This window comes from Cronobacter universalis NCTC 9529 (assembly GCF_001277175.1).
Lineage (GTDB): Bacteria > Pseudomonadota > Gammaproteobacteria > Enterobacterales > Enterobacteriaceae > Cronobacter > Cronobacter universalis.
This window is the reverse complement of the sequence record NZ_CP012257.1, coordinates 2,206,076-2,229,407: the sequence shown is the minus strand read 5'-3', so window position 1 is coordinate 2,229,407 and position 23,332 is coordinate 2,206,076. Positions and strand designations below refer to the sequence as shown.

The following is a 23,332-nucleotide window of genomic DNA, read 5'->3' as shown; positions in this document are numbered from 1 at the left end:
AGAAAATCATGTTCAGTAAAGTGCTTATCGCCAACCGCGGCGAGATCGCCTGTCGCGCCATTCGTACCCTCAAGAAAATGGGCATCGCCAGCGTCGCGGTCTACTCAGCGCCGGATCGTAACGCGCAGCATGTGCTCGACGCCGATATCGCCATCGCGCTCGACGGCGACGCGGCGCGCGATACCTACCTTAATGTCGACAAAATTCTCGCGGCGGCGAAAGCGAGCGGGGCGCAGGCGATTTTCCCCGGCTACGGCTTTCTTTCCGAGCGCGCCGAATTCGCGGCGGCGTGCGAAGCCGCGGGCCTGGTATTCATCGGCCCGACGCCGCAGCAGATTGGCGACTTCGGCCTGAAACACCGCGCCCGCGCGCTCGCGGCAGAGGCGGGCGTACCGATGACGCCGGGCAGCGGGCTGCTGCGCTCGCTTGAGGAGGCAACCCAGGCGGCCGAAGAGATTGGCTACCCGGTGATGCTGAAAACCACGGCGGGCGGCGGCGGCATCGGACTGACGCGCTGCGACGACGCGCCTTCGCTGGCGCAGGCCTGGGAGAGCGTCAGACGCCTGGGCCTGCAGTTTTTCAGCGATGATGGCGTGTTTATCGAGAAATTCATCAGCCGCGCGCGTCACCTGGAAGTGCAGATCCTGGGCGATGGCAAGGGCTACGTGGCGGCGCTCGGCGAGCGCGACTGTTCGCTCCAGCGCCGTAATCAGAAAGTAGTGGAAGAGACGCCCGCGCCGGGGCTGCCGCAGGCGACTCGCGAAGCGCTGCACGCCGCCGCGGTGGCGCTTGGCGAATCGGTCAATTATCGAAGCGCAGGCACCGTGGAGTTTATCTACGACGCCGGGAGCGATCGCTTCTGGTTTCTGGAGGTGAACACCCGCCTTCAGGTGGAGCACCCGGTAACCGAGGCCGTGACGGGGCTCGATCTTATCGAGTGCATGATCGATGTGGCGGCGGGCGAGCCGCTGGACAGGGCGCGTCTCGCAAAAGCTCCCCAGGGCGCGTCAATAGAAGTGCGTCTCTATGCCGAAGATCCGCTGAAAAACTTCCAGCCGTCGCCGGGGCAGCTTACCGACGTGCATTTTCCCGACGGCGTGCGGGTGGATGGCTGGGTCAGCACCGGCGCGGAGGTCAGCGCGTTTTACGATCCGATGATCGCCAAAATCATTGTTCACGGCGACGACCGCCCGCAGGCGCTTTCGAAACTGCGCCAGGCGCTCGACGCCACGCGCCTGCACGGCATCGCCACTAACCTGGATTATCTGCGTCAGATTATCCGGCTGGAGGCGTTTGAAAACGCCACCATGTGGACGCGTCTGCTGGATGAGGTGAGCTACCGCGCGCACGTCATCGAAGTGCTGGAGCCGGGTACCTGGAGCAGCGTGCAGGATTATCCGGGGCGTCTGGGCTACTGGGATATCGGCGTGCCGCCGTCCGGGCCGATGGACGATTACGCTTTCCGGCTGGCCAACCGTATCGTGGGTAACGCGCCGGAGGCCGCCGGACTTGAATTCACGCTTCAGGGGCCGACGCTGCGCTTTCACAGCGACGCCATCTTCGCGCTCACCGGCGCGGACTGCGAGGCGACACTGGATGGCGAGCCGGTCGCCTGCTGGCAGCCGGTCACCGCCCGCGCCGGACAGACGCTGACGCTGGGCCGCGCCCGCACAGGCTGTCGCGGTTATCTGGCGGTGCGTAACGGCATCGACGTGCCGCAATATCTCGGCAGCCGTTCCACCTTCGCGCTCGGGCAGTTCGGCGGCCATGCGGGCCGCACGCTGCGCCCCGGCGACGTGCTGGCGATATCGCGACCGGCGCTCGCCGCCTGCACCACGCCTGCGCCCATCTCGGCGCCCCAGTCACCGGAGCCGGGGCTGGTCCCGCGCTATGGCGAGGTCTGGGATATCGGCGTGCTCTACGGGCCGCACGGCGCGCCCGATTTCTTCACGCCCGCGTCGATGGACGCCTTCTTCGCCGCCGAATGGCAGGTGCATTACAACTCCAACCGTCTCGGCGTGCGGCTGGTCGGCCCGAAGCCGGAGTGGAGCCGCGCCGACGGCGGCGAGGCGGGGCTACATCCGTCAAACGTCCATGACTGCGAATACGCCATCGGGGCGATTAACTTTACCGGCGATTTTCCGGTGATCCTCACCCGCGACGGGCCGAGCCTCGGCGGTTTTGTCTGCCCGGTCACCATTGCCCGCGCGGAGCTGTGGAAAGTCGGTCAGGCGAAGCCTGGCGACCGCATCCGTTTTCATCCGATTAGCATCGAACATGCGCAGTCGCTGGAGCTCGCGCAGGAAGTGGCGTGCAACCATCTGCGCGCGGTAACCGCACGCCCGGATGAGACGCCGGCGCTGCTGCCCGGCACGACCGGGAGCGCGGCGATCCTCGCCGAAGTGCCTGCGCAGAACGGGCTGCCCGCCGTGGTCTGGCGGCAGGCGGGCGACAGCTACATTCTCATCGAATATGGCGACAACGTGCTGGATCTGGCGCTGCGCCTGCGCGTGCATCTGCTGATGAAAGCGATTCGCAAGAGCGGCGTTGAGGGCGTGGAGGAGCTCTCTCCCGGCGTGCGGTCGTTGCAGGTGCGTTACGACAGCCAGCGCCTGGGGCAGCGGCAATTGTTAAGCCTGCTGATGAACCTTGAAAAACAGCTCGGCGATGTGGAATCGCTGACGATCCCCTCGCGAGTCGTCTGGCTGCCGATGGCGTTTGAAGACAGCGCGACGCTTGGGGCGGTCGAGCGTTACCAGCAGACCGTGCGCGCCCAGGCGCCGTGGCTGCCGAATAACGTCGATTTTATCTGCCGCGCGAACGGGCTGTCGCACCGCGATGAAGTGAAAAAGATCGTGTTTGACGCGAGCTATCTGATCCTCGGGCTGGGGGATGTCTATCTCGGCGCGCCGTGCGCGGTGCCGGTCGATCCGCGCCATCGCCTGCTCAGTTCGAAATATAACCCCGCGCGCACCTGGACGGCCGAGGGCACCGTCGGCATCGGCGGGATGTATATGTGCATCTACGGCATGGATTCGCCCGGCGGCTACCAGCTGGTGGGGCGCACGCTGCCCATCTGGAACAAATTCCTCAAAAACCCGCAATTCGGCGAGGAGCCGTGGCTGCTGAAGTTCTTCGATCAGGTGCGCTTCTACCCGGTGAGCGAAGCGGAGCTGAACGATTTCCGCGACGCCTTCCGCGAGGGCCGCGCGTCTGTCCGCATTGAAGAGAGCGAGTTTGATTTTGCGGCGTATCGCGCCTTTTTAGCGGACAACGAGCAGGATATCGCCGCGTTCCGGGCGCGTCAGCAGGCCGCGTTCAGCGCCGAAGTGGCGCACTGGCACACCCAGGAGCCGGAGGCCGACGCGCCCGCGATGGAGGCTGAAGAGGAGACCGAAAGCGACGGGCGGCTGGTGAGCGCCGATCTCAACGGCAACATCTGGAAGATTCTGGTCGAGCCGGGCCAGCGGGTGAAGCAGGGCGAGCCGTTGCTCGTGGTGGAGGCGATGAAGATGGAGTTGATGGTGCATGCGCCGGTGGATGGCGTGGTGGCGCGTATCCGTTGCCAGCAGGGGCGGCCTGTCGCGCCGGGCGATGCCCTTTTGTGGCTGAGTTGACCTGGCTTACGAGTCGTGCGAGGCGGCGGGTGCGCTGACGCTTACCCGCCCTACAACGGAAGCAGTCCCTCGTAGTTAAACCAGGCAACGGAAGCTTGTAGGGCGGGTAAGCGACGCGCACCCGCCATGTCAAACCAGACGCCAACAGGAGGCGCTATGCCACTCACTGCCCGACAACGCGCGGCGCACCCGGAGGCGCAGGGCGATCGCATCTACCGGCTGATGAAACAGGCGATCTTCGATTTCCGGCTGCTGCCCGGCGATCGCTTCAGCGAAAACGACGTCGCCGCGCGCATGGGCGCGAGCCGCACGCCGGTGCGCCAGGCGCTGCACCGGCTTGAACAGGAAGGCTATCTCGACGTCCAGCCGCGCAGCGGCTGGCAGGTGCGGCCGATCGATTTCGACCATCTGGAGGCGCTCTACGATCTGCGCATTGTGCTGGAGACAGAAGCCGTCGCGCGCCTCTGCGCCCTGCCGGCGCACGTCACGCCGCTGCCGCTGCGTCAGCTGCGCGAATTCTGGATAGATGCGCCGCCGCTCGCCGAAGGCGGCGATGTCGCGCCGCACGATGAAGCGTTCCACATGACGCTCGTCGGCACCGCGGGCAACCCGGAGATGGCGCGCGTGCATCGCGAGGTCACGGAAAAAATCCGCATTGTGCGCCGCATGGATTTCACCCAGGCGTCGCGCGTCAGCGCGACCTACGCCGAGCACGGCCAGATCCTGCTCGCCATATTTGAACGCAACCTGAAGGAGGCCCGGACCCGACTGCACGACCATATCGCCCAAAGCCAGAAAGAGGTTCGCAAGATTACGCTGCACGCCCTGCAACAGGCGCGGCGTGGCACGTCAGATTAACCGTACACACAGCATCCATTATCAGGAGTCACCCTTATGCATCGTCGTACTCTGTTAAAAGCTTTCGCCCTTTCCGCCTCGGTCATCAGCATGGGGTTCGCCTTCAGCGCCCAGGCCGCCGACACCATTAAAGTGGGCATTATGCACTCGCTCTCCGGCACGATGGCGATTTCCGAAACGCCGCTCAAAGACGTGGCGCTGATGACCATCGATGAGATCAACGCCAAAGGCGGCGTTCTCGGTAAAAAGCTGGAGCCGGTGGTGGTCGATCCGGCCTCCAACTGGCCGCTGTTCGCCGAGAAAGCCCGCCAGTTGCTGAGCCAGGATAAGGTCGCCGCCGTCTTTGGCTGCTGGACGTCGGTCTCGCGCAAATCGGTACTGCCGGTCTTTGAAGAACTCAACGGGCTGCTGTTCTACCCGGTGCAGTATGAGGGCGAAGAGATGTCGCCGAACGTCTTCTATACGGGCGCCGCGCCCAACCAGCAGGCGATCCCGGCGGTGGAGTACCTGATGAGCGAAGATGGCGGCGGCGCGAAGCGCTTCTTCCTGCTCGGCACCGATTATGTCTATCCGCGCACCACCAATAAGATCCTGCGCGCGTTCCTGCACGCCAAAGGCGTTCAGGACAAAGACATCGAAGAGGTCTACACGCCGTTTGGCTACAGCGACTACCAGACCATTGTCGCCAGTATCAAGAAATTCTCCGCGGGCGGTAAAACGGCCGTCGTTTCCACCATTAACGGCGATTCCAACGTGCCGTTCTATAAAGAGCTGGCGAACCAGGGGCTGAAGGCGACCGACGTGCCGGTGGTGGCATTCTCGGTGGGCGAAGAGGAACTGCGCGGGATCGACGCCAAACCGCTGGTGGGCAACCTGGCCGCGTGGAACTACTTCGAGTCGGTGGATAACCCGGAAAACAAGAAATTTGTCGCTGATTACCGCGCTTACGCCAAAGCGCACAAGCTGCCGAACGCCGATACCGTGGTCACCAACGATCCGATGGAAGCGACCTATGTCGGTATTCATATGTGGGCGCAGGCAGTAGAGAAGGCGGGCACGACGGATGTCGATAAAGTGCGCGCGGCGATGGCGGGGCAATCGTTTAAAGCGCCATCCGGCTTTACGCTGACGATGGATAACACCAACCACCATCTGCATAAGCCGGTGATGATTGGCGAAATCGAGGGCAATGGTCAGTTCAACGTGGTGTGGCAGACCGAAGCGCCCGTGCGCGCGCAGCCGTGGAGCCCATATATCGCCGGGAACGACAAAAAAGCCGATACGCCGGTAAAAACCGCCAGCAATTAAGGGGCGGTCACGGGCCAGGCAATTGTGCCGGTTAATGTGGCGGGTGCGCAAGCTTACCCGCCCTACAAAACACATTTGTTCTTCGTAGGGCGGGTAAGCTTGCGCACCCGCCATGAATACCGCTCGACACCGTTGCTTACATACCGAGGCCATAAAGGTTGCAAAGGAGATACCCATGACATTATTCCGCTGGCTGATGGTCGCTGCCTTGCTGGTGCCGTGGCTCGCCCGCGCGGGTGACGCCGATGATTTCGCGGCCGCCAGCCGAAGCACACAGGCGACGCTGCTGCAAACCTGGGCGACAGCGCCGGACGCCGCCCGTCTGCCGCTGCTGGTGGCGCTCGGCCAGGAGAATCTGGTCGTCGATACGCAGAAACATCCGTTCGCGCAGCGCCCGGAAGGACTGACCGCGCTCGGGAGCGCCGCCACGCCGGAAGGGGCGGTAAAACCGCTCCGCCTCACCAATCGCCTGCGCAATCTGGCCGCCGCGGCGCTGGCCGCGCACCGCCTGGTAAGTGACAACGTCACGGAGCGTCTTGATGCCGCCCGCGCGTTACAGCGCGACGGCGATCCGCAAATGATGCCTTTACTGACCCAGCGCCTGGCCGCCGAAAAAGACGATACCGTGCGCGGGGCGCTCTCCACCGCGCTCGCCAGCCTGCAACTGGCAAGCCCGGATGCGGCGGTGCGCCTGAACGCCGTCACGCTGCTTGGCGAATCCGGCGATCCGCAAACCCGCGCGCGGCTCAAGCCTTTTACCGACGCGGCCAGCGAGCCTGACGCCCGGGTACGCGAGGCCGCGGCGGCAAGCGTGCGCGCGATTGACCATCGCCTGATGGCGGGCGATCTGCTCGGCCAGGCCTTTATGGGGCTGTCGCTCGGCTCGATTCTGCTGCTGGCCGCGCTCGGTCTTGCGATTACCTACGGCCTGCTTGGCGTCATCAATATGGCCCACGGCGAAATGCTGATGCTCGGCGCTTACGCCACCTGGTGCGTGCAGAACGCGCTGGCGGAATTTGCGCCGCAGTGGCTGGCGTTCTATCCGCTGCTGGCGCTGCCGGTGGCGTTTCTGGTGACGGCCTGCGCCGGAATGGCGCTTGAGCGCACCATTATTCGCCATCTGTATGGCCGCCCGCTGGAGACGCTGCTCGCCACCTGGGGCATCAGCCTGATGCTTATCCAGCTGGTGCGCATGGCGTTTGGCGCGCAAAACGTCGAGGTGGCGAACCCGGCCTGGCTCTCCGGCGGCGTCCAGGTGCTGCCGAACCTGATCCTGCCGTGGAACCGACTGGTGGTAATGGGCTTTGTGCTGCTGGTGCTGTTTTTCACCTGGCTTGTGCTTAATAAAACGCGGCTTGGTATGAATGTGCGCGCAGTCACGCAGAACCGGGCGATGGCCGCCTGCTGCGGCGTGCCGACCGGGCGCGTCGATATGCTGGCCTTCGGGCTTGGCTCCGGTATCGCGGGGCTTGGCGGTGTGGCGCTCTCACAGCTTGGCAATGTCGGGCCGGAGCTCGGTCAGGGCTACATCATCGATTCATTCCTGGTCGTGGTGCTGGGCGGGGTCGGCCAGCTCGCGGGTAGCGTGGCGGCGGCGTTTGGTCTGGGCATCTTTAATAAAATCCTCGAGCCGCAGGTCGGCGCGGTGCTCGGCAAAATCGCCATCCTGGTGATGGTTATTCTGTTTATTCAGAAGCGCCCGCAGGGGCTGTTCGCACTCAAAGGGAGGGCCGTGGAATGACGCAGCCGGTTACATTGACGCTGGTCCGAAAAGCGCCGCGCCTGAGCCTTATCGCAGGCGGGCTGGCGCTGGCGGCGCTCTTCGCGCTGCCGTTTCTGACGCTGTTACCCGCAAGCCACCCGCTCGCGGTCTCCACCTGGACGCTGACATTAATGGGTAAAATACTCTGCTACGCGATTGTCGCCGTGGCGCTGGATCTGGTCTGGGGCTACGCCGGGCTTTTATCACTCGGCCACGGAATTTTCTTCGCGCTCGGCGGCTACGCGATGGGCATGTACCTGATGCGCCAGGCGGCCGGCGACGGGCTGCCCGCGTTTATGTCGTTTCTCTCCTGGAGCGAGCTGCCGTGGTACTGGTGGGGCACGTCGAATTTTCTCTGGGCGCTGCTGCTGGTGGTGCTGGTGCCGGGGCTGCTGGCGCTGGTTTTCGGCTTTTTTGCGTTCCGCTCTAAAATCAAGGGCGTCTATTTCTCCATCATTACCCAGGCGCTGACCTTCGCCGGGATGCTGCTCTTTTTTCGCAATGAAACCGGCTTTGGCGGTAACAACGGCTTTACCGGCTTTACCACGCTGCTCGGGTTTTCGCTCACCGCGACCGGCACGCGCATCGCGCTCTTTATCGCCACGCTCGCTTTGCTGCTGGCCTGTCTCGCCGTCGGGCTGTGGCTCGCGCGCAGCAAATTTGGCCGGGTGCTGACGGCGGTGCGCGACGCTGAAAGCCGCCTGATGTTCTGCGGCTACGATCCGCGCGGCTTCAAGCTGCTGGTCTGGACGATTTCGGCCGTGATGTGCGGTCTCGCAGGCGCGCTCTATGTGCCGCAGGTCGGCATCATTAACCCCGGCGAAATGTCGCCGACCAACTCCATCGAAGCCGCTATCTGGGTGGCGCTCGGCGGACGCGGCACGCTGGTGGGGCCGGTGTTCGGCGCGCTGCTGGTCAACGGGGCCAAAAGCCTCTTCACCGTGGTAATGCCGGAGTACTGGCAGCTCTTTTTAGGACTGATATTTATCCTGATCACCCTGTTTTTGCCGCGCGGCGTGGCGGGGCTTCTGCGCAGAGGAGAGAAATAATGCACGCCACGGATACGCTCTACACCCGGCAGTATGAGACCGACCGCTTTCGCGCGCAGACCGATCCGGTGCTGCAACTGGAGAAAATCAACGTCAGTTTTGACGGCTTCCAGGCGCTCACCGATCTGACGCTCTCCACCGGCGTCGGCGAACTGCGCTGCATTATCGGCCCCAACGGGGCGGGCAAAACCACGCTGATGGATGTCATTACCGGTAAAACCCGGCCTCAGAGCGGGCGCGCGATTTACGATCAGCAAACCGATCTGACGCGCCTTGAACCGGTAGAAATCGCCCGGCGCGGCATCGGGCGCAAGTTCCAGAAGCCGACGGTGTTTGAGGCGCTGACGGTGTTTGAAAATCTGGAACTGGCGCAAAAGGGCGATAAAACGGTGCGCGGGACGCTGCGCGCGCGGCTGAATGCCGAACAGACAGACCGTATCGACGCGATGCTGGCGACGCTGCGGTTAGGGGCAGAGCGCCAGCGCCAGGCCGGCGCGCTCTCGCACGGCCAGAAGCAGTTTCTGGAGATCGGCATGCTGCTGATGCAGGAGCCGCACCTGTTGCTGCTCGACGAGCCCGCGGCAGGCATGACCGACGCGGAAACCGACTACGCCGCCGAGCTGTTTCGCGCGCTGGCGGGGAAACACTCCCTGATGGTGGTGGAGCACGATATGGGCTTCGTGGAGACCATCGCCGACAAAGTGACGGTGCTGCATCAGGGCCAGGTGCTGGCAGAGGGCTCGCTGGCGGAGGTTCAGGCCAACGAACAGGTCATTGAGGTCTATCTCGGGCGTTAAGGAGCCGCGATGTTAAAAGTTGATGAACTGCATCAATACTATGGCGGCAGCCATATCCTGCGCGGCGTGTCGCTTGAGGCGCGCCCCGGCGAAGTGACCTGTCTGCTCGGGCGCAACGGTGTGGGCAAAAGCACGCTGCTGAAATGCCTGATGGGGCTGATCCCGGCGAAAACCGGTTCCGTAACCTGGCAGGGCGACGTCATCACCCGTTACAAACCGCACCAGCGGGTGGCGGCGGGTATCGCGTATGTGCCGCAGGGGCGCGAGATTTTCCCGCGGCTCACGGTGGAGGAAAACCTGCTGATGGGGCTGTCGCGCTTTCGCGGCGCCGACGCCCGAAGCGTGCCTGAAGAGATTTATACGCTCTTTCCGGTTCTGAAATCGATGCGCCAGCGGCGCGGCGGCGATCTCTCCGGCGGGCAGCAGCAGCAGCTCGCCATCGGGCGGGCGCTCGCCAGCCGTCCGCAGTTACTGATCCTCGACGAACCCACCGAGGGCATTCAGCCGTCGGTCATCAAAGAGATTGGCGAGGTTATCCGCTCGCTGGCCGCCCGCGGCGATATGGCCATTCTGCTGGTGGAGCAGTTTTACGATTTCGCCGCCGGGCTTGCGGATAACTATCTGGTGATGTCCCGCGGCGCTATCGTACAGCGCGGCCCTGGCGCTGCGATGGAAGCCGACGGCGTGCGGGGGCTGGTGGCGATTTGATAGCGGTAAAAAGGCTGGCAGGAGGCTGGCTTTTTATTACCGACTTGATGAATTCTTATTTCAGCAGTGCGAAACCCGTTACTTGATGTCTAACACACACAAGAGTAATGCTTTGTATGCCATTATTGAGGCCTTACGATTTTATTAAAAAAGGGCTTTAACGAATGGATACAACTGAAACATTAAAAGGAACTTATTTTTACGGCGGCGTATCAAATCTGACGCCCCAACAACTGTGGTGGGCTATCACAACCGTAGTTGTCAGTCAGCGTCTAGGTATTTCAGTCATTGATGCAGCGCTTGTGATTTCAGGCCAACCCATTATAAAAACCAGAGCTAAACCTGGCAACGCAACACCTGGCACGTCGATCGCTTCAAAATATATTAGCCGTTGGTTAAACTATAGGTTGCCGCGGGGTGTGAGACTGCCTACTTATACTGGCGCATCTATTTCTACCCTGAAACTGACATCAACGAATAATTTAGGACGATTTGTCGGCCGCAGCATGCCATGGCTTGGTTGGGTGATGAGTCTTACTACTATCTACAGTATCCAGCAAGAAGTGAAAGAAACGTTTAATCTTATTGTGGCTCCTCAGGATCGCATACAGTGGACAAGCTTCTGATGAGAGATATCGAGAAAGAAATCATCGAATTCATAGATCGGGATTATAACCCCAGAAAGTATTTTCTCTTTGGCCCCAAACGTCCCGTGACGCGCGACACCCGAATCAGAGATGACCTGAAACTTGTCTTCGAGGATAATGAAGAACTACTGCAAGCCTATTTTAGCCGCTGGCGTGTCGAGCCGGGCAGCTTTGAAATTCTCGATTATTTCCATCCCGACTATTTTGGAAGCAAAGAGCCTGACCCGCATAAACCGCTTACCATCGGAATGCTGGTGGAGAGCGCCAAGGCGGGGCGCTGGTTATATGAATAAATCCCGTTAATCTCTTGACGAGATGGCTACATTTCTCAACGAAGTGGACTGAATGCGGTCTGGCAGAAAGGATAAAAGATCATGGATAACGATTTCAGGCGTTTCTTCTGTGAGATAATTTTCCGTCCCTTAATGGTGCTCGCCTCCATGTCCTGCATACTCATATTACACGATGCGCTCTATTATTTTGTATGGCGGGCATTTTATGGTGCTTATAGCGTTCGGGTGACAGTCTCGCTTAATTTAGCCTTGAGGTATGGCATATTTCCAGCATTCATGATGATGGCGTTATTACCGCTTCGCTTAATTAAGGGGCATTTCTTTCTGATGTTTTTAATACCGACACTGCTTTTTTGTTTCGGTGCCTCAACACGTTTCATGCTCTGCGCACTGTTAAGCTTTTACTGGCCTCTCGGCTGTGGGCTGATGCTTTTTATGAAATATGCGGTCTATCGGCAGGTCGCCGTTTTACTAAAAATCCCTCCGCTATAAAACGTGCGGGCCAGGCGTTTACCCGGCCCGCACTTCGCTCAGCCTGGCTGCATCACCCCAACGGCTTTCACGCGCATGCCTTTCACCATCATCAGATACGCGGTCGCTGCAAAGACCATCAGCGACGCGAACAGCGACCATGACGGCAGCGTGGTCAGTACAAAGCCGCTGTACATCGGGTTGAACGCCGCGCCCAGCCAGCCGAGCGACTGTACGGAAAAGTAGCCCGCTTTCAGTCCCGGCGGGGCGATATTGTCGATCAGCATATATTCACCCGGCGCATAGATGATTTCGCCAAGCGTAAAGACCGCCGCCGCCGCGCCCCACATCCAGAGATTAGTGCCCGACATCAGGAAACCGCCGAGACCGAGAATAAAGCAGACGGTGCCGAAGAGCATCAGGCGGCTTAAGTTCTCGGCGCGCAGTTTTCGGCCCACCAGATATTGCAGCGAAACCACAAGCACGGCGTTCACCGGCAGCACTACCGCGACAATCTGCTGCGCCAGCGCGCTGTCGGAGAAGGTCAGGACATATTGCGAAATACAGACGGCAAAGGAGCCGGCCACCAGCGAGCCGAGAAACGCCGAGCCGGTAAACCACAGCAGACGCTGGTCACGCCACAGCAGCGAGAGCGGCGGCGGGCCTGAAGGGGAATCCGCCTGCTCGTGCGCCGGCGTCACGCGCTGCACAAAAACGCTGATCACCACAAAGGTCATGCCGGAGGTCACCGCCGAGAGCCAGAACGGCATATTGAGGCCATAGACCATCAGCAGCGTGCCGATGGGCGGGCCGACCGTCCAGCCGATATTCAGGAAGGTGTAGTTAAGCGAGAAAATACGCGCTTTTGCCGCCGCGCCCAGCGTGTCGGCGAAATAGCTTTTCAGCACGGTAGAAAAGACGGAGTACGCGCAGTTAATGATGGCGAAAAAGAGGATCACCAGCAGGGCGTTATGGGCCAGCGGGATCGCCACAAAGCCCGCCACAAAGATGGCGATGGCAATAAGCATATAGCGCTTTTTGTCGAAGCGGTCGGCGAACACGCTGAACGCCAGGCTGAAAAAGACGCCTGCGGTCATGGCGCTGGTGAGCGCGACACCGATTTCATCGACCGACATCGCGAAGCGCTTCGCGAGATAAATCGCCATAAACGGCAGCGTGGCGCCGCGGCCGATGGTCAGCATTAACGATGAGCCCAGCAGCGCGACGGTGGAACGCGTTTTCTTTGATAACATTTTCTTATCTTTTTTATAAGGTGAGCGGAAGAGCGAGCCTTTTCAGCGCGCTTTTAAAGCAATAACACGGCGTCAGGGCGCTGTACACCCCGTCCTGGGTTCAGAAGTGCTTTACTTTCCCCCCATAAATTAGTGATCTGTCTCTCATCGGAAGATTCCGGTATGGTGAAGTATTAACATAATTTTAATAAATAACAGGGGCAGGGGATGACGCGTAAAGACGGACTGCTGGCGCTGCTGGTCGTGCTGGCCTGGGGGTTGAATTTCGTAGTAATCAAAGTCGGGTTACATGCCATGCCGCCGCTGCTGCTGGCGGGACTGCGGTTTTTGCTGGTCGCCTTTCCCGCGCTGCTGTTTGTCGCCCGCCCGAAAGTGCCGTTTCGCCTGCTGCTGGGCTACGGACTGACGATAAGCTTCGGGCAGTTCGCGTTTCTCTTCACTGCCATTAAGTTCGGGATGCCCGCGGGGCTCGCCTCGCTGGTGTTGCAGGCGCAGGCGTTTTTCACCATTGTGCTCGGCGTGTTCGCCTTTCGCGAACGCCTCCAGGCCAAACAGCTCACCGGCATCGCGCTCGCCGTCGGCGGGATGCTGGTGCTGATTGAAGGCAGCCTTAACGGCCAGCATGTGGCGCTGACCGGCTTTATGCTGACGCTCGCCGCCGCGCTGAGCTGGGCCTGCGGCAATATCTTCAACAAAAAAATCATGCAGCTGCCGACGCCGCCTGCGGTGATGTCGCTAGTGGTGTGGAGCGCGCTGATCCCGGTGCTGCCGTTTTTTGCGGCGAGCATGGTGTTCGACGGCGCGGATGCGGTGGTGCAGAGTCTGGTGAATATCGACAGCGTGACGGTGCTGTCGCTGGTCTATCTGGCGTTTATCGCGACGATCCTGGGTTATGGCATCTGGGGGACGCTGCTCGGGCGTTATGAGACCTGGCGCGTGGCGCCGCTCTCGCTGCTGGTGCCGGTGGTGGGGCTTGCCAGCGCCGCGCTGCTGCTGGATGAGCGGCTCTCAGCCTTACAGATTATCGGCGCGCTGCTGGTGATGGCGGGGCTGTATATCAACGTCTTTGGCTGGCGGGTACGGCGGGCGGTGCGCAGCGCATAAAAAAACCGGGCTGAGCCCGGTTTTTTTTAACGCGACTGGTTGTAGTACGGCACGCCCAGTTCGTCTGATTTATCGCTGCCCGCGCTGCGATGGCTGAGATCCAGCGACTCGTGATGCTCAATCGGCACCATCATTGTGCTGGCGTCTGCGGCGCACGCGTCGGTTTTGGGGCTGCCTGCCAGCGCGTAGCCGGAGGTCAGCGCCAGAAACAGCGCCGCGGCGCGCGTGATGGATTTCATAATATCCTCGGTTATCTCCTTAACGGAGAAGTGTAACGGCGGAGTGCCGCCGTCGGCGTTTTGTGCTGCTCAGTGATTCAGCGGGTGGAGGTATTTGCCTTCGCCCGGCATCCGCGTCACCCGATATTTATGCGGCGGCACGGAGAAATAGTTCTTAAACGTGCGGGTCAGCGTCTGCTGGGATTCAAACCCATAGCGCTCGGCCAGATAAAGAATCGGTTCGTCGCTCTCTTTGAGTTTGAGGGCAATCTCAGTCAGTTTCCGGTTGCGGATATACTGGCCCAGCGAGTGACCGGTCTCTTTTTTGAACATACGTTGCAGGTGCCATTTCGAGTAACCCGAACGCGCCGACACTTTCTCAAGGGAAAGGGGGGATTCCAGGTTATCTTCAATCCAGTCCAAAATGCTATGAATAGTAATGGCATCATTGTTGCGTCTGGACATCGTCTTACCTCTTTGCTGTTACGGCAGCACCCTTTTAAGCAGGTATTCGAGGGTCGCCACTTCGTCTGCCGTCAGGTTTTTTGTTAATTCTTGATGCAGGTTTTGTCCTACCAGCTGGTGGCACTGTTCGCACAGCGCCGCGCCTTCTTCCGTGAGCTCAACCAGTACGCCCCGTTTATCGTTCGGGTTAGGCAGACGCGCCACCCATCCCTTGCATACCAGACGATCCAGCATGCGCGTCAGAGCGCCTAAATCTACTGAGAGCACTTTTTTCAGCTCCCCCGGCGTGATGCGGCCAGGACAGCGAATGGAACAGAGCACCTTAAACTGCGCCGCGGTGATATCGAGCGGGGCGAGGTACTCATTGAGCAGGCGATCCTTTTTCTGATTCACCAGATGAATCAGCCGTCCTAAAGGAATAATCTCGTTAAACAGATCGCTGTTATTTTCCAACATAGTTGCCCAGGCAAGTAGATTAGTCACGCGAGATATTATTGCCCAGGCAAACATAAGTCAACCGAATGATTTTTTCGATCACACGATCTGCTAAAAAACGTTAAAAAACCTTCAGAATCAAAGGAAAGACAGAAGCTATCAGTGCGATAGCCGCCGCCTTTTAAGGGCGCGATGACGTAACGCGAAGCGGGGAAAACAGAGAAAAAAGATAAAAAAACGCCGCCTGAAGCGGCGGCGTTAAGGTTAACCGTGGTGCGGTTGTTCCTCAGGAAGCTGAACCGGCCAGCGGCGGAAAATCACAATCGCCCAGACAAACGCGGCCAGCGCCGGGATGGCGCCCATATACCCGATGGACGACATCGAGAGCTGAAGGCTCACCTGATTGCCCACCAGCGCGCCCGCGCCGATGCCGATGTTAAAGATGCCGGAGAAGAGCGACATCGCGACATCGGTGGCGTCCGGCGCCAGCGCCAGCACTTTCACCTGCATCCCGAGGCCAATCAGCATAATCGCGATGCCCCAGAAGGCGCAGAGGACCGTCAGGTTAACGGCGCTGTGCGAGGCCGGCAGCAGCAACAGCAGACAAATCACTAGCACGCCGATAGCGCTGCTGATAAGCCCGGACGCGTGCAGGTTGCCGAGCTTGCCGAAAATCACGCTGCCGATAATCCCCGCGGTGCCGAGCACCAGCAGCAGGAAGGTGGCGAAGTTTTCGCTCAGGCCCGCGACGTTCTGCACGAACGGCTCAATATAGCTGTAGGCGGTGAAGTGCGCGGTCACCACAACCGCGGTCAGCACGTAGATGCACAGCAACGCCGGGCGGCGGAACAGCGCCGGCAGGCTCGCGAGAGAGCCGGAGTGTTCGCTCGGGATTTTCGGCAGCAGTTTCACGAGGCAGGCGAGCGTAATCAGCGCGCCGATGCCGATGGCGAAAAAGGTGGTGCGCCAGCCGAAATATTGTCCGACGATGCGCCCGATGGGCAGGCCGAGTACCGACGCCAGCGCGGTGCCGGTCGCAATCAGGCTCAGCGCCTGGGCGCGTTTGCCCGGCGGCGCCAGGCGAATAGCCAGCGACGCGGTAATCGACCAGAAAATCGCATGAGCGAAGGCAATCCCGATACGGCTGATGACCAGCACCTCGAAGCTCCAGGCCATAAACGACAGCATATGGCTCGCGACGAAGACCACAAACAGCGCAATCAGGAGCTTGCGGCGCTCCACCTGGCTTGTCAGCAGCATAAACGGCAGCGACATCAGCGCCACCACCCAGGCGTAGATGGTCAGCATAATGCCCGCCTGCGCGGATTCCATATGGAAACTCGCGGCGATATCGGAGAGCAGGCCCACCGGCACAAACTCGGTGGTATTAAAAATAAATGCCGCGACCGCAAGCGTAACCACCCGCAGCCACGCCGTTTTGCGAGAGACTGTATTCATCGTCATAAAAAAGATTCGCGCTGGTCAGAAGTGAATAAGAAGCAAGCGATCTTAAAACTTTCGCCTGCCGGGATACAACCATTTTGTGACGCAAATCTCATTTTTGTACCCGTTATGTAACAAACGAAGCGGCAGAAACGCAATTATCGTCACGCGTTTCAGGGCGCGTGATACGGTGTATAAAACAGCAACGACAAAAAACAGGGTGGGGATGACAATGCAATCAGTTGATTTTTATATGGTGGATGCGTTCGCCGATAAAACCTTCAGCGGCAACGCGGCGGCGGTTTGTCCGTTAAGCGAATGGCTGCCGGATGAGACGCTGCTCGCGATGGCGCAGCAGCATAACCAGTCGGAAACCGCCTTTTTCGTGCGCACCGACGACGGTTTCGAACTGCGCTGGTTTACCACGCGCTATGAAATCAACCTCTGCGGCCACGCCACGATTGCCGCCGCGCATGTCATTTTCGAGCACCTCGATTACCCGCACAGCGAAATCCGTTTCTCGACGCGCTTTGTCGGTGAGGTGTCCGTTACGCGCCGCGGGGACTGGCTGACGCTGAACTTCCCGGCGTGGCAGGCGCAGCCGGTGGAGGCGCCCGCGCTGCTGCTGAGCGCGCTGGGGATTGACGGCGCGGTGTCGGTGACGGCTTATCGCGACTATCTTGTGGAGCTTCCGACCCAGGCGCAGGTGGAGGCGCTGACCCCGGATATTCATGCGCTGCTGCCGCTCGGCAAACAGGTCTGCGTAACCGCGCCCGGCACGCCCGGCGGCCCGTATGATTTCGTCAGTCGCTTTTTCTGCCCCGGAGAGAGCGTGGCGGAAGATCCGGTGACCGGCTCGGCGCACAGTATGCTGATCCCCTTCTGGGGCGCAAAGCTTGGCAAAACCACGATGATGGCGCGCCAGGTTTCGGCGCGGGGCGGCGATTTACGCTGTGAATGGCAGGGTGATCGCGTGCTGATTGGCGGGCAGGCGGTCACTTATCTTATCGGCCAGGTATTGCTGCGCTGATGATTCGGCGCCCGTTGCGGGCGCCATTTTTATGATCAGGGCAGGCGGGCGATATTCTCTTTGATAACCGCGACCGAATGCTGAAACTTCGCCTGCTCTTCGCCTTCCAGCTGCAGTTCGATAATCTGCTGCACGCCGTTCTGGGCCAGAACCGCCGGTACGCCTATCGCCACGTTGTCCACGCCATATTCGCCGTCAAGAATGCACGACACCGCCAGCGCCCGGTGGCTGCCGGTAAAGATATTGCGGCAGATCTCCGCGATAGTGCCCGCGATGCCATATTCCGTACACCCTTTGCGGGCGTAAATCTCAAAGCCCAGCCTGCGCACGCGCTCGGCGAGCGCTGCGGTGTCGAGCGCCTTACCCGTTTTGCGCTCATAGACCTGCGCCACCGGGGAGCCATACACGGAAGAGTGCGACCAGACCGGGAACTGGGTGTCGCCATGTTCGCCCAGGATAAAGGCGTCGATGCTTTGCGGGCCGATCTCCAGCGCTTCGGCCAGCGTGCGGCGCAGGCGGGTGGTATCGAGCCAGACGCCGGTGCCGATCACCTGGTTGCGCGGCAAGCCGGAGAGTTTCCATACCTGCCAGGTGATGATATCGCACGGGTTAGTCGCCACGAGGAAAATGCCGTTAAAGCCGCCCGCCATCATCTGCGGAACGATCTGGCCCACAATGCGCGCGGTATTGGTCAGCTCGTCCAGCCGCGTCTGGCCGGGCTTCAGCGCGCCGCCGGAGACGGTGATCACCGCGATATCGACATCCGCGCACTCCTGTGCCTGGCGGGTGGAGATTTTGATCATCCCCGGCATATAGGCGGCGGCGTCGCGCAGATCCTGACAGTGCCCCTCGACGCGCGCGGCATCGAGATCCACCAGAATCAGCTCCTCGCCGATATTCTGGTTCAGCAGGGCCCAGGCGGCGGCGGTGCCGACGTTGCCCGCGCCGATAATCATCACTTTTCGTGCTCTGTTATTCATGGCGTCATTCCTTGTTAACCCATTTCGCCGCACAGAGTACCTGCACAAGCCGGTGCCGGGAAATCCCCATTGTGTATTAAAGCGCGCAACATAAGACAATCGTCTGACCGGTGGGTTGTCGGCGGCGCGCGCAAACGGTAAAGCTAATAAAAACAACGGAGGAGCCGCTATGTACCCGATAACCCCCGAAGCGCCAGGCAGCGCAGAAAGCCGGGCGCTGATTGCCGCGCTGGACGCTTACCAGAACACGCTGTATCCCGCAGAGAGCAACCATCTGGTGGATCTCGCCGACGTGCCGGATGATGAGATGATTTTTATGGTGATCCGCCATCAGGGCGAGGCGGTGGGCTGCGGCGCGGTGATGCTGAACGCCGACGGCTCTGGTGAAATCAAACGGGTATATATCGATGCGCGTCACCGCGGGCAGCGGCTCGGCGAAAAACTGATGGCGGCGCTGGAAGCCGCCGCGCTGTCACGCGGCTGCCATACGTTACAGCTGGAAACCGGCATTCACCAGCACGCGGCGGTGAAACTCTATGAGCGCTGCGGCTATACGCACACCGCACCGTTTGCGCCGTACCAGCCCGATCCGCTGAGCGTGTTTATGCGAAAGCGGGTGTCGGAGACGGCAGCAGCGCTGTAAAGGCGTCGAGCTGGCGGGTTTTCGCGCCGCGCCGCCAGATAAGCCAGGTATCGATATAGCGCCATTTATCGGCCAGCGGCCACGCCTGCACCTGATGGCTGCCCGGCATGCTCTCCAGCATACTGCGAGGGATCATCGCCACACCGGCCCCGGCCACCACGCACGCCAGCATGCCATGGTAAGACTCCATTTCGTGGATCTTGCCCGGCATCGCCTGATCTTCTTTAAACCAGCTCTCGAAATGCCGCCGGTACGAGCAGTTGGCGCGAAAGGCGTAAATGCTCGCGCCGTTAATCTCCCGCGCGCGCGTCACGGGCGGATGATTCGCGTGCGCCACCAGCATCATCTCTTCCTGATAGACCGGCATGCCTTCGAGATTCGGATGCAGGACCGGGCCGTCGACAAACGCCGCGCTCAGTTCGCCCGCCAGCACGCCGTCAATCATGGTGCCGGACGGGCCGGTCGCCAGATCGAACTGAATTTTCGGGTAGCGCTGGTTAAAGGCGGCGAGCACGGCGGGGATACGCACCGCCGCGGTGCTCTCAAGCGACCCGAGCGAGAAAATCCCCTGCGGCTCGTCGCCGGAGACGACCTCGCGCGCCTCCTGCACCAGCGCCAGAATACGTTTGCTGTAGGCGAGAAAACTGTGCCCGGCGGGCGCGAGCTTCAGGCGCTGGTTCTCGCGGATAAACAGATCCACGCCTAAATCTTCCTCAAGCTGGCGGATACGGGTGGTGAGGTTAGACGGCACCCGGTGAACGCGCTGGGCGGCGGCCGTGATGCTGCCGGTTTCGGCCACGGCGTTAAACATCTCAAGCTGGGTTAAATCCATCGCATTCTCTCCGGGTGAATGGAATCGTCAATATTATTCACTTTTCAGAAATACCAGAGCAGGCCAGGCTATGACAATAGGTTTGACGTGTTTTGTATAAAAAAGCGTCACGGATAACAACACATAAGAGAGAGGCCATTGATGAGCATTTCCCCTGCCACCCACGCGATTTCCGTAAACCCGGCCACCGGCGAAACCCTGGCGGCGTACCCGCTGGCGAGCGCCGAACAGGTTGAGCTCGCCGTTACCCACGTCAGCGAAGGCTTTCGCCGCTGGCGCGCCAGCCGCCTTGATGAGCGCGCGCAGACGCTGCGTGACATCGGCAATGCGCTGCGCGCGCGCAGTGAAGAGCTGGCGCAGATGATCACCGCTGAAATGGGCAAACCGATCCTCCAGGCGCGTGGCGAAGTGGCGAAATCCGCCGCGCTCTGCGACTGGTATGCCGAACACGGCCCGGCGATGCTCGCGACCGCGCCGACGCTGGTGGAAAACCAGCAGGCGGTGATTGAATACCGCCCGCTCGGTCCGATCCTCGCCGTAATGCCGTGGAACTTCCCCCTGTGGCAGGTGATGCGCGGCGCGGTGCCGATCCTGCTGGCGGGCAACACTTATCTACTCAAGCACGCGCCGAACGTGATGGGCTGCGCGCTGCTGATTAATGAGATTTTTGAAGACGCGGGCGTGCCGGCCGGCGTGTTCGAAGTCATTAATGCGACCAACGACGGGGTGAGCCAGGCGATTAACGATCCGCGTATCGCCGCCGTTACCGTGACCGGCAGCGTGCGTGCGGGTGCCGCAATCGGCGCGCAGGCGGGCGCGGCGCTGAAAAAATGCGTGCTGGAGCTGGGCGGTTCCGATCCGTTCATCGTGCTGGCGGACGCCGATCTCGACGAAGCCGTTAAAGCGGCGGTGGCGGGCCGCTACCAGAACACCGGACAGGTATGCGCCGCCTCCAAGCGTTTTATCGTGGAAGCCAGCATCGCCGATGCCTTTACCGAAAAATTCGTGGCCGCCGCGCAGCAGCTGAAAATGGGCGCGCCGACCGATGAAAACACCTTCCTGGGCCCGATGGCGCGTTTTGATCTGCGCGACGAGCTGCATGCGCAGGTGACGGCGACGCTCAGCGAAGGCGCGACGCTGCTGCTGGGCGGCGAGAAAGTAGCCGGGGCGGCGAATTTCTACGCGCCGACGGTGCTTGGCAACGTGACGCGCGAGATGACCGCGTTTCGTCAGGAGCTGTTCGGACCGGTCGCTGCCATCAGCGTGGCGCGCGACGCCGAACAGGCGCTGGAGCTGGCGAACGAGAGCGAATTTGGGCTGTGCGCGACCGTCTGGACCGCCGATGACGCCCGCGCGGAGGATTTCGCGGCGCGTCTGGAGTGCGGCGGCGTCTTTATTAACGGCTACTGCGCGAGCGACGCCCGCGTGGCGTTCGGCGGCGTGAAGAAGAGCGGCTTTGGCCGCGAGCTGTCCCACTTCGGTCTGCATGAGTTCTGCAACATTCAGACCGTCTGGAAAAACCGCCGCTAAGCGATACGGCGAATCAAAGCGTTATCCCGCCGGGCCGCGCACAGTTGTTTGGTCTGGCTGGCGGGTGCGCTTCGCTTACCCGCCCTACGAGCTTACCCGCCCAACGGTGACCGTGGTTCAGTTTGACCAGCGGGTGCGCTTCGCCTACCCGCCCTGGGAGTAAGGGCCGCTCATGCGGCCCTTTGTCATATGCGTGACATGGTTCTGTCATTTTTGCTTTGTAGACTCGCGGAGGTTTTCGCTGTTTAACGAAGAAAAACATGAACCTAACTAAAATTTCCCGCGCCATCCGGCGCGTCGTGCCGCGCACTCGCTTCGGGCTGATGGCCGGCATTCTGTGTGTTATTACGCTCTTCTCCGCACTGCAAATTCTCTCAACGCTCATGCTCTCGTCGCTGCTTGGCGACACGCAGCAGCAGGTCCAGCACCGCGAGGCGCAACGCCAGCAGCAGGCGGCGATGGATGACTCCCGCGTCACGCTCCTGATGGCAAGCGACTTGCTGAACCGTGCAGGCATCTACTTTATGCAGGATAAAGAAACCGGCTCGGTGGGAAGCTGGAACAGCCTGATGGATGAGGCGCAGGCCGCGCTGAAACGCTCCCATACCGCGTTTGAGCGCTACGGCAAACTCAATCCATCGAAAGACGATCCGCTGAAAGCAAGTTACCAGAATTTCTATGGCGCGCTGAAAGAGCAGGCGGACGGACTGGTCAGCACCAACAGCATTGACGCGTTTTTCGCGGTGCCGGTGCAGGCGTTCCAGGCCGATTTCAACGACAACTTCGCCCGCTATCAGAGCGCGAATGCGCAGCGAGCGGACAACGACAGCCGCGAGTTGCTGGGCGGGCTTGAGCAGGCGCAGCGGCTGTTTATCATGGCGCTCGGCGTGCTGCTGATTATCGCGCTGCTGGTATGGCGCAGTATGGCCGTCTGGGTGATCCGCCCGCTCACGCGGCTTATCGCGCATATCAACAGGCTGGCGGCAGGCGATCTCTGTGCGCCGCTGCCTGAGGGCAAGCTGGTAAACCGTGAAATGGCGGAGCTGAGCCAGAGCATCGGGCAGATGCAGGGCGGGCTGCAACAGCTGGTGAATGATGTGCGTGAGGCGACGTCCGCGATTGTCGCCAATATCGGCGAGCTGGCGGCGGGTAATGAGCAGCTTTTCAGCCACTCGGCACTGCAGGCGGAAGAGTTGCGAAAAGTCACTGAACATATCGAAACGCTGGAAGCGCATGTGGAAGAGAACAGCGAATACGCCCGCGTGGCGAACGCCCGCGCCGATGAAGCCCGTGGTGTGGCCGCCGGCGGTGACGAAATGATGCAGACGGTGAACCACTCGATGCAGGATATCGTCTCGCGCTCTTCCGAGATGCGCGGGATCGTGGCGATGATCGACAGCGTCGCGTTCCAGACCAATATTCTCGCGCTCAACGCGGCCATCGAAGCCGCGCACGCCGGAAACCACGGCCGCGGTTTCGCCGTGGTGGCGAAAGAGGTCGGGCTGCTGGCGCGTAAGAGCAGCCATTCGACGCAGACCATTCAGGAACTGATCCATCACTCGTTACAGGGGATAGAGAAAGGTTCGGAGGCGGTGTCGAAGCTTGAAGAGAATCTGGGCCGGGTGATGGCGCTGGTGAGTCATCTGACGGGGTTGCTGGGCGAAATCGCCGTGGCGACGGTCAACCAGGGCGACAGCATTCACCAGGTAACGCAGCGCATCGGCGCGCTCAACCAGGTGGCGGGTGAAACCGGAACGCTGGTGCAGCACACCACGCAGGCGTCGCTGCGCCTGCGTGATGAATCGCGCAGGCTCACGGAGGCCGTCTCCCGCTTTCGTCTTCCCGCCTGAGGTTGCTATACTCCCGGCCCGAACGATCGTCCTTCGCGC

Annotated in this window: 22 protein-coding genes; 15 read left to right on the top strand and 7 right to left on the bottom strand. The window is 60.8% G+C overall.

The genetic code is table 11. The annotated features are described in order from the left end of the window. Positions 1–8: 8 nt before the first annotated feature. From uca to AFK65_RS10250, 10 genes are all read left to right on the top strand, one after another. The gene (gene uca / locus AFK65_RS10290) at positions 9–3,617 is read left to right on the top strand and encodes an urea carboxylase (protein ID WP_053531626.1); all 3,609 of its coding nucleotides are present in this window, start codon (positions 9–11) and stop codon (positions 3,615–3,617) included. A gap of 156 nt (positions 3,618–3,773) precedes the next feature. Continuing rightward, positions 3,774–4,475 (top strand): GntR family transcriptional regulator, encoded by a 702-nt coding sequence (locus AFK65_RS10285; RefSeq protein WP_053531625.1) that lies wholly within the window; start codon positions 3,774–3,776, stop codon positions 4,473–4,475. 36 nt (positions 4,476–4,511) lie between these two features. Next, a complete protein-coding gene (gene urtA / locus AFK65_RS10280) occupies positions 4,512–5,783 on the top strand; it encodes an urea ABC transporter substrate-binding protein (protein WP_007697309.1) in 1,272 nt (423 codons plus the stop codon). Positions 5,784–5,958: 175 nt separating this feature from the next. Beyond that, entirely contained in the window at positions 5,959–7,524 is a 1,566-nt protein-coding gene (urtB, locus tag AFK65_RS10275; RefSeq protein ID WP_053531624.1) for an urea ABC transporter permease subunit UrtB, read from the top strand. Next, positions 7,521–8,594: an urea ABC transporter permease subunit UrtC gene (gene urtC / locus AFK65_RS10270; protein WP_053531623.1), complete on the top strand. Its 1,074-nt coding sequence runs from the start codon at positions 7,521–7,523 to the stop codon at positions 8,592–8,594. The genes urtB and urtC overlap by 4 nt, the downstream gene beginning before the upstream one ends. Then, positions 8,594–9,391 carry an urea ABC transporter ATP-binding protein UrtD gene (gene urtD, locus AFK65_RS10265; protein WP_007697312.1) on the top strand — a complete coding sequence of 266 codons (798 nt, stop codon included), beginning with the start codon at positions 8,594–8,596 and terminating at the stop codon, positions 9,389–9,391. Before urtC ends, urtD begins: the two co-directional genes overlap by 1 nt. Positions 9,392–9,400: 9 nt before the next feature. Further along, positions 9,401–10,099 (top strand): urea ABC transporter ATP-binding subunit UrtE, encoded by a 699-nt coding sequence (gene urtE / locus AFK65_RS10260; RefSeq protein ID WP_007697313.1) that lies wholly within the window; start codon positions 9,401–9,403, stop codon positions 10,097–10,099. Between the two features lie 164 nt (positions 10,100–10,263). Further along, positions 10,264–10,725, top strand: a complete 462-nt coding sequence (locus AFK65_RS21025) for an STM2901 family protein (RefSeq protein ID WP_071881981.1) — start codon at positions 10,264–10,266, stop codon at positions 10,723–10,725. Further along, on the top strand, positions 10,710–11,039 hold the full coding sequence (locus AFK65_RS10255; protein WP_007697317.1) for a DUF1493 family protein: 330 nt from the start codon (positions 10,710–10,712) through the stop codon (positions 11,037–11,039). Before AFK65_RS21025 ends, AFK65_RS10255 begins: the two co-directional genes overlap by 16 nt. Before the next feature lie 81 nt (positions 11,040–11,120). Beyond that, positions 11,121–11,531 carry a hypothetical protein gene (locus AFK65_RS10250; RefSeq protein ID WP_081589382.1) on the top strand — a complete coding sequence of 137 codons (411 nt, stop codon included), beginning with the start codon at positions 11,121–11,123 and terminating at the stop codon, positions 11,529–11,531. Between the two features lie 38 nt (positions 11,532–11,569). Here the strand turns inward: AFK65_RS10250 and ydeE are convergent, their stop codons facing one another. Then, positions 11,570–12,763, bottom strand: coding sequence for an efflux MFS transporter YdeE (gene ydeE / locus AFK65_RS10245; protein ID WP_053531622.1), 1,194 nt, complete (start codon positions 12,761–12,763; stop codon positions 11,570–11,572). Positions 12,764–12,970: 207 nt separating this feature from the next. On the opposite strand from ydeE, the gene eamA reads away from it, so the two are divergent. After that, complete coding sequence (eamA, locus tag AFK65_RS10240; protein WP_053531621.1) at positions 12,971–13,867, top strand: O-acetylserine/cysteine exporter; 897 nt, start codon at positions 12,971–12,973, stop codon at positions 13,865–13,867. Positions 13,868–13,893: 26 nt separating this feature from the next. On the opposite strand, the gene marB is transcribed toward eamA, so the two are convergent. The 4 genes from marB to AFK65_RS10220 form a co-directional block, all read right to left on the bottom strand. Then, complete coding sequence (marB, locus tag AFK65_RS10235) at positions 13,894–14,106, bottom strand: multiple antibiotic resistance protein MarB (RefSeq protein WP_053531620.1); 213 nt, start codon at positions 14,104–14,106, stop codon at positions 13,894–13,896. Positions 14,107–14,175: 69 nt separating this feature from the next. Next, positions 14,176–14,550, bottom strand: coding sequence for an MDR efflux pump AcrAB transcriptional activator MarA (marA, locus tag AFK65_RS10230; RefSeq protein ID WP_004384918.1), 375 nt, complete (start codon positions 14,548–14,550; stop codon positions 14,176–14,178). Positions 14,551–14,568: 18 nt separating this feature from the next. Continuing rightward, positions 14,569–15,003 (bottom strand): multiple antibiotic resistance transcriptional regulator MarR, encoded by a 435-nt coding sequence (marR, locus tag AFK65_RS10225; protein ID WP_007697341.1) that lies wholly within the window; start codon positions 15,001–15,003, stop codon positions 14,569–14,571. 246 nt (positions 15,004–15,249) lie between these two features. Continuing rightward, entirely contained in the window at positions 15,250–16,449 is a 1,200-nt protein-coding gene (locus tag AFK65_RS10220) for a sugar transporter (RefSeq protein ID WP_053531619.1), read from the bottom strand. Between the two features lie 211 nt (positions 16,450–16,660). Here AFK65_RS10220 and AFK65_RS10215 point away from each other — a divergent pair, with 211 nt between their 5' ends. Beyond that, on the top strand, positions 16,661–17,458 hold the full coding sequence (locus AFK65_RS10215; protein WP_032804574.1) for a PhzF family phenazine biosynthesis protein: 798 nt from the start codon (positions 16,661–16,663) through the stop codon (positions 17,456–17,458). Positions 17,459–17,493: 35 nt separating this feature from the next. Here AFK65_RS10215 and AFK65_RS10210 read toward each other — a convergent pair whose 3' ends face one another. Further along, positions 17,494–18,438: an L-lactate dehydrogenase gene (locus AFK65_RS10210; protein WP_053531618.1), complete on the bottom strand. Its 945-nt coding sequence runs from the start codon at positions 18,436–18,438 to the stop codon at positions 17,494–17,496. Between the two features lie 169 nt (positions 18,439–18,607). Here AFK65_RS10210 and AFK65_RS10205 point away from each other — a divergent pair, with 169 nt between their 5' ends. Further along, entirely contained in the window at positions 18,608–19,081 is a 474-nt protein-coding gene (locus AFK65_RS10205) for a GNAT family N-acetyltransferase (RefSeq protein ID WP_007697367.1), read from the top strand. On the opposite strand, the gene ptrR is transcribed toward AFK65_RS10205, so the two are convergent. Further along, a complete protein-coding gene (gene ptrR / locus AFK65_RS10200) occupies positions 19,041–19,913 on the bottom strand; it encodes a putrescine utilization regulator PtrR (RefSeq protein WP_007697370.1) in 873 nt (290 codons plus the stop codon). The genes AFK65_RS10205 and ptrR overlap by 41 nt on opposite strands. Before the next feature lie 141 nt (positions 19,914–20,054). Here ptrR and sad point away from each other — a divergent pair, with 141 nt between their 5' ends. Further along, entirely contained in the window at positions 20,055–21,443 is a 1,389-nt protein-coding gene (gene sad / locus AFK65_RS10195) for a succinate-semialdehyde dehydrogenase (RefSeq protein ID WP_053531617.1), read from the top strand. 260 nt (positions 21,444–21,703) lie between these two features. Then, positions 21,704–23,293 (top strand): methyl-accepting chemotaxis protein, encoded by a 1,590-nt coding sequence (locus tag AFK65_RS10190; RefSeq protein WP_053531616.1) that lies wholly within the window; start codon positions 21,704–21,706, stop codon positions 23,291–23,293. The last annotated feature ends 39 nt before the right edge of the window (positions 23,294–23,332 follow it).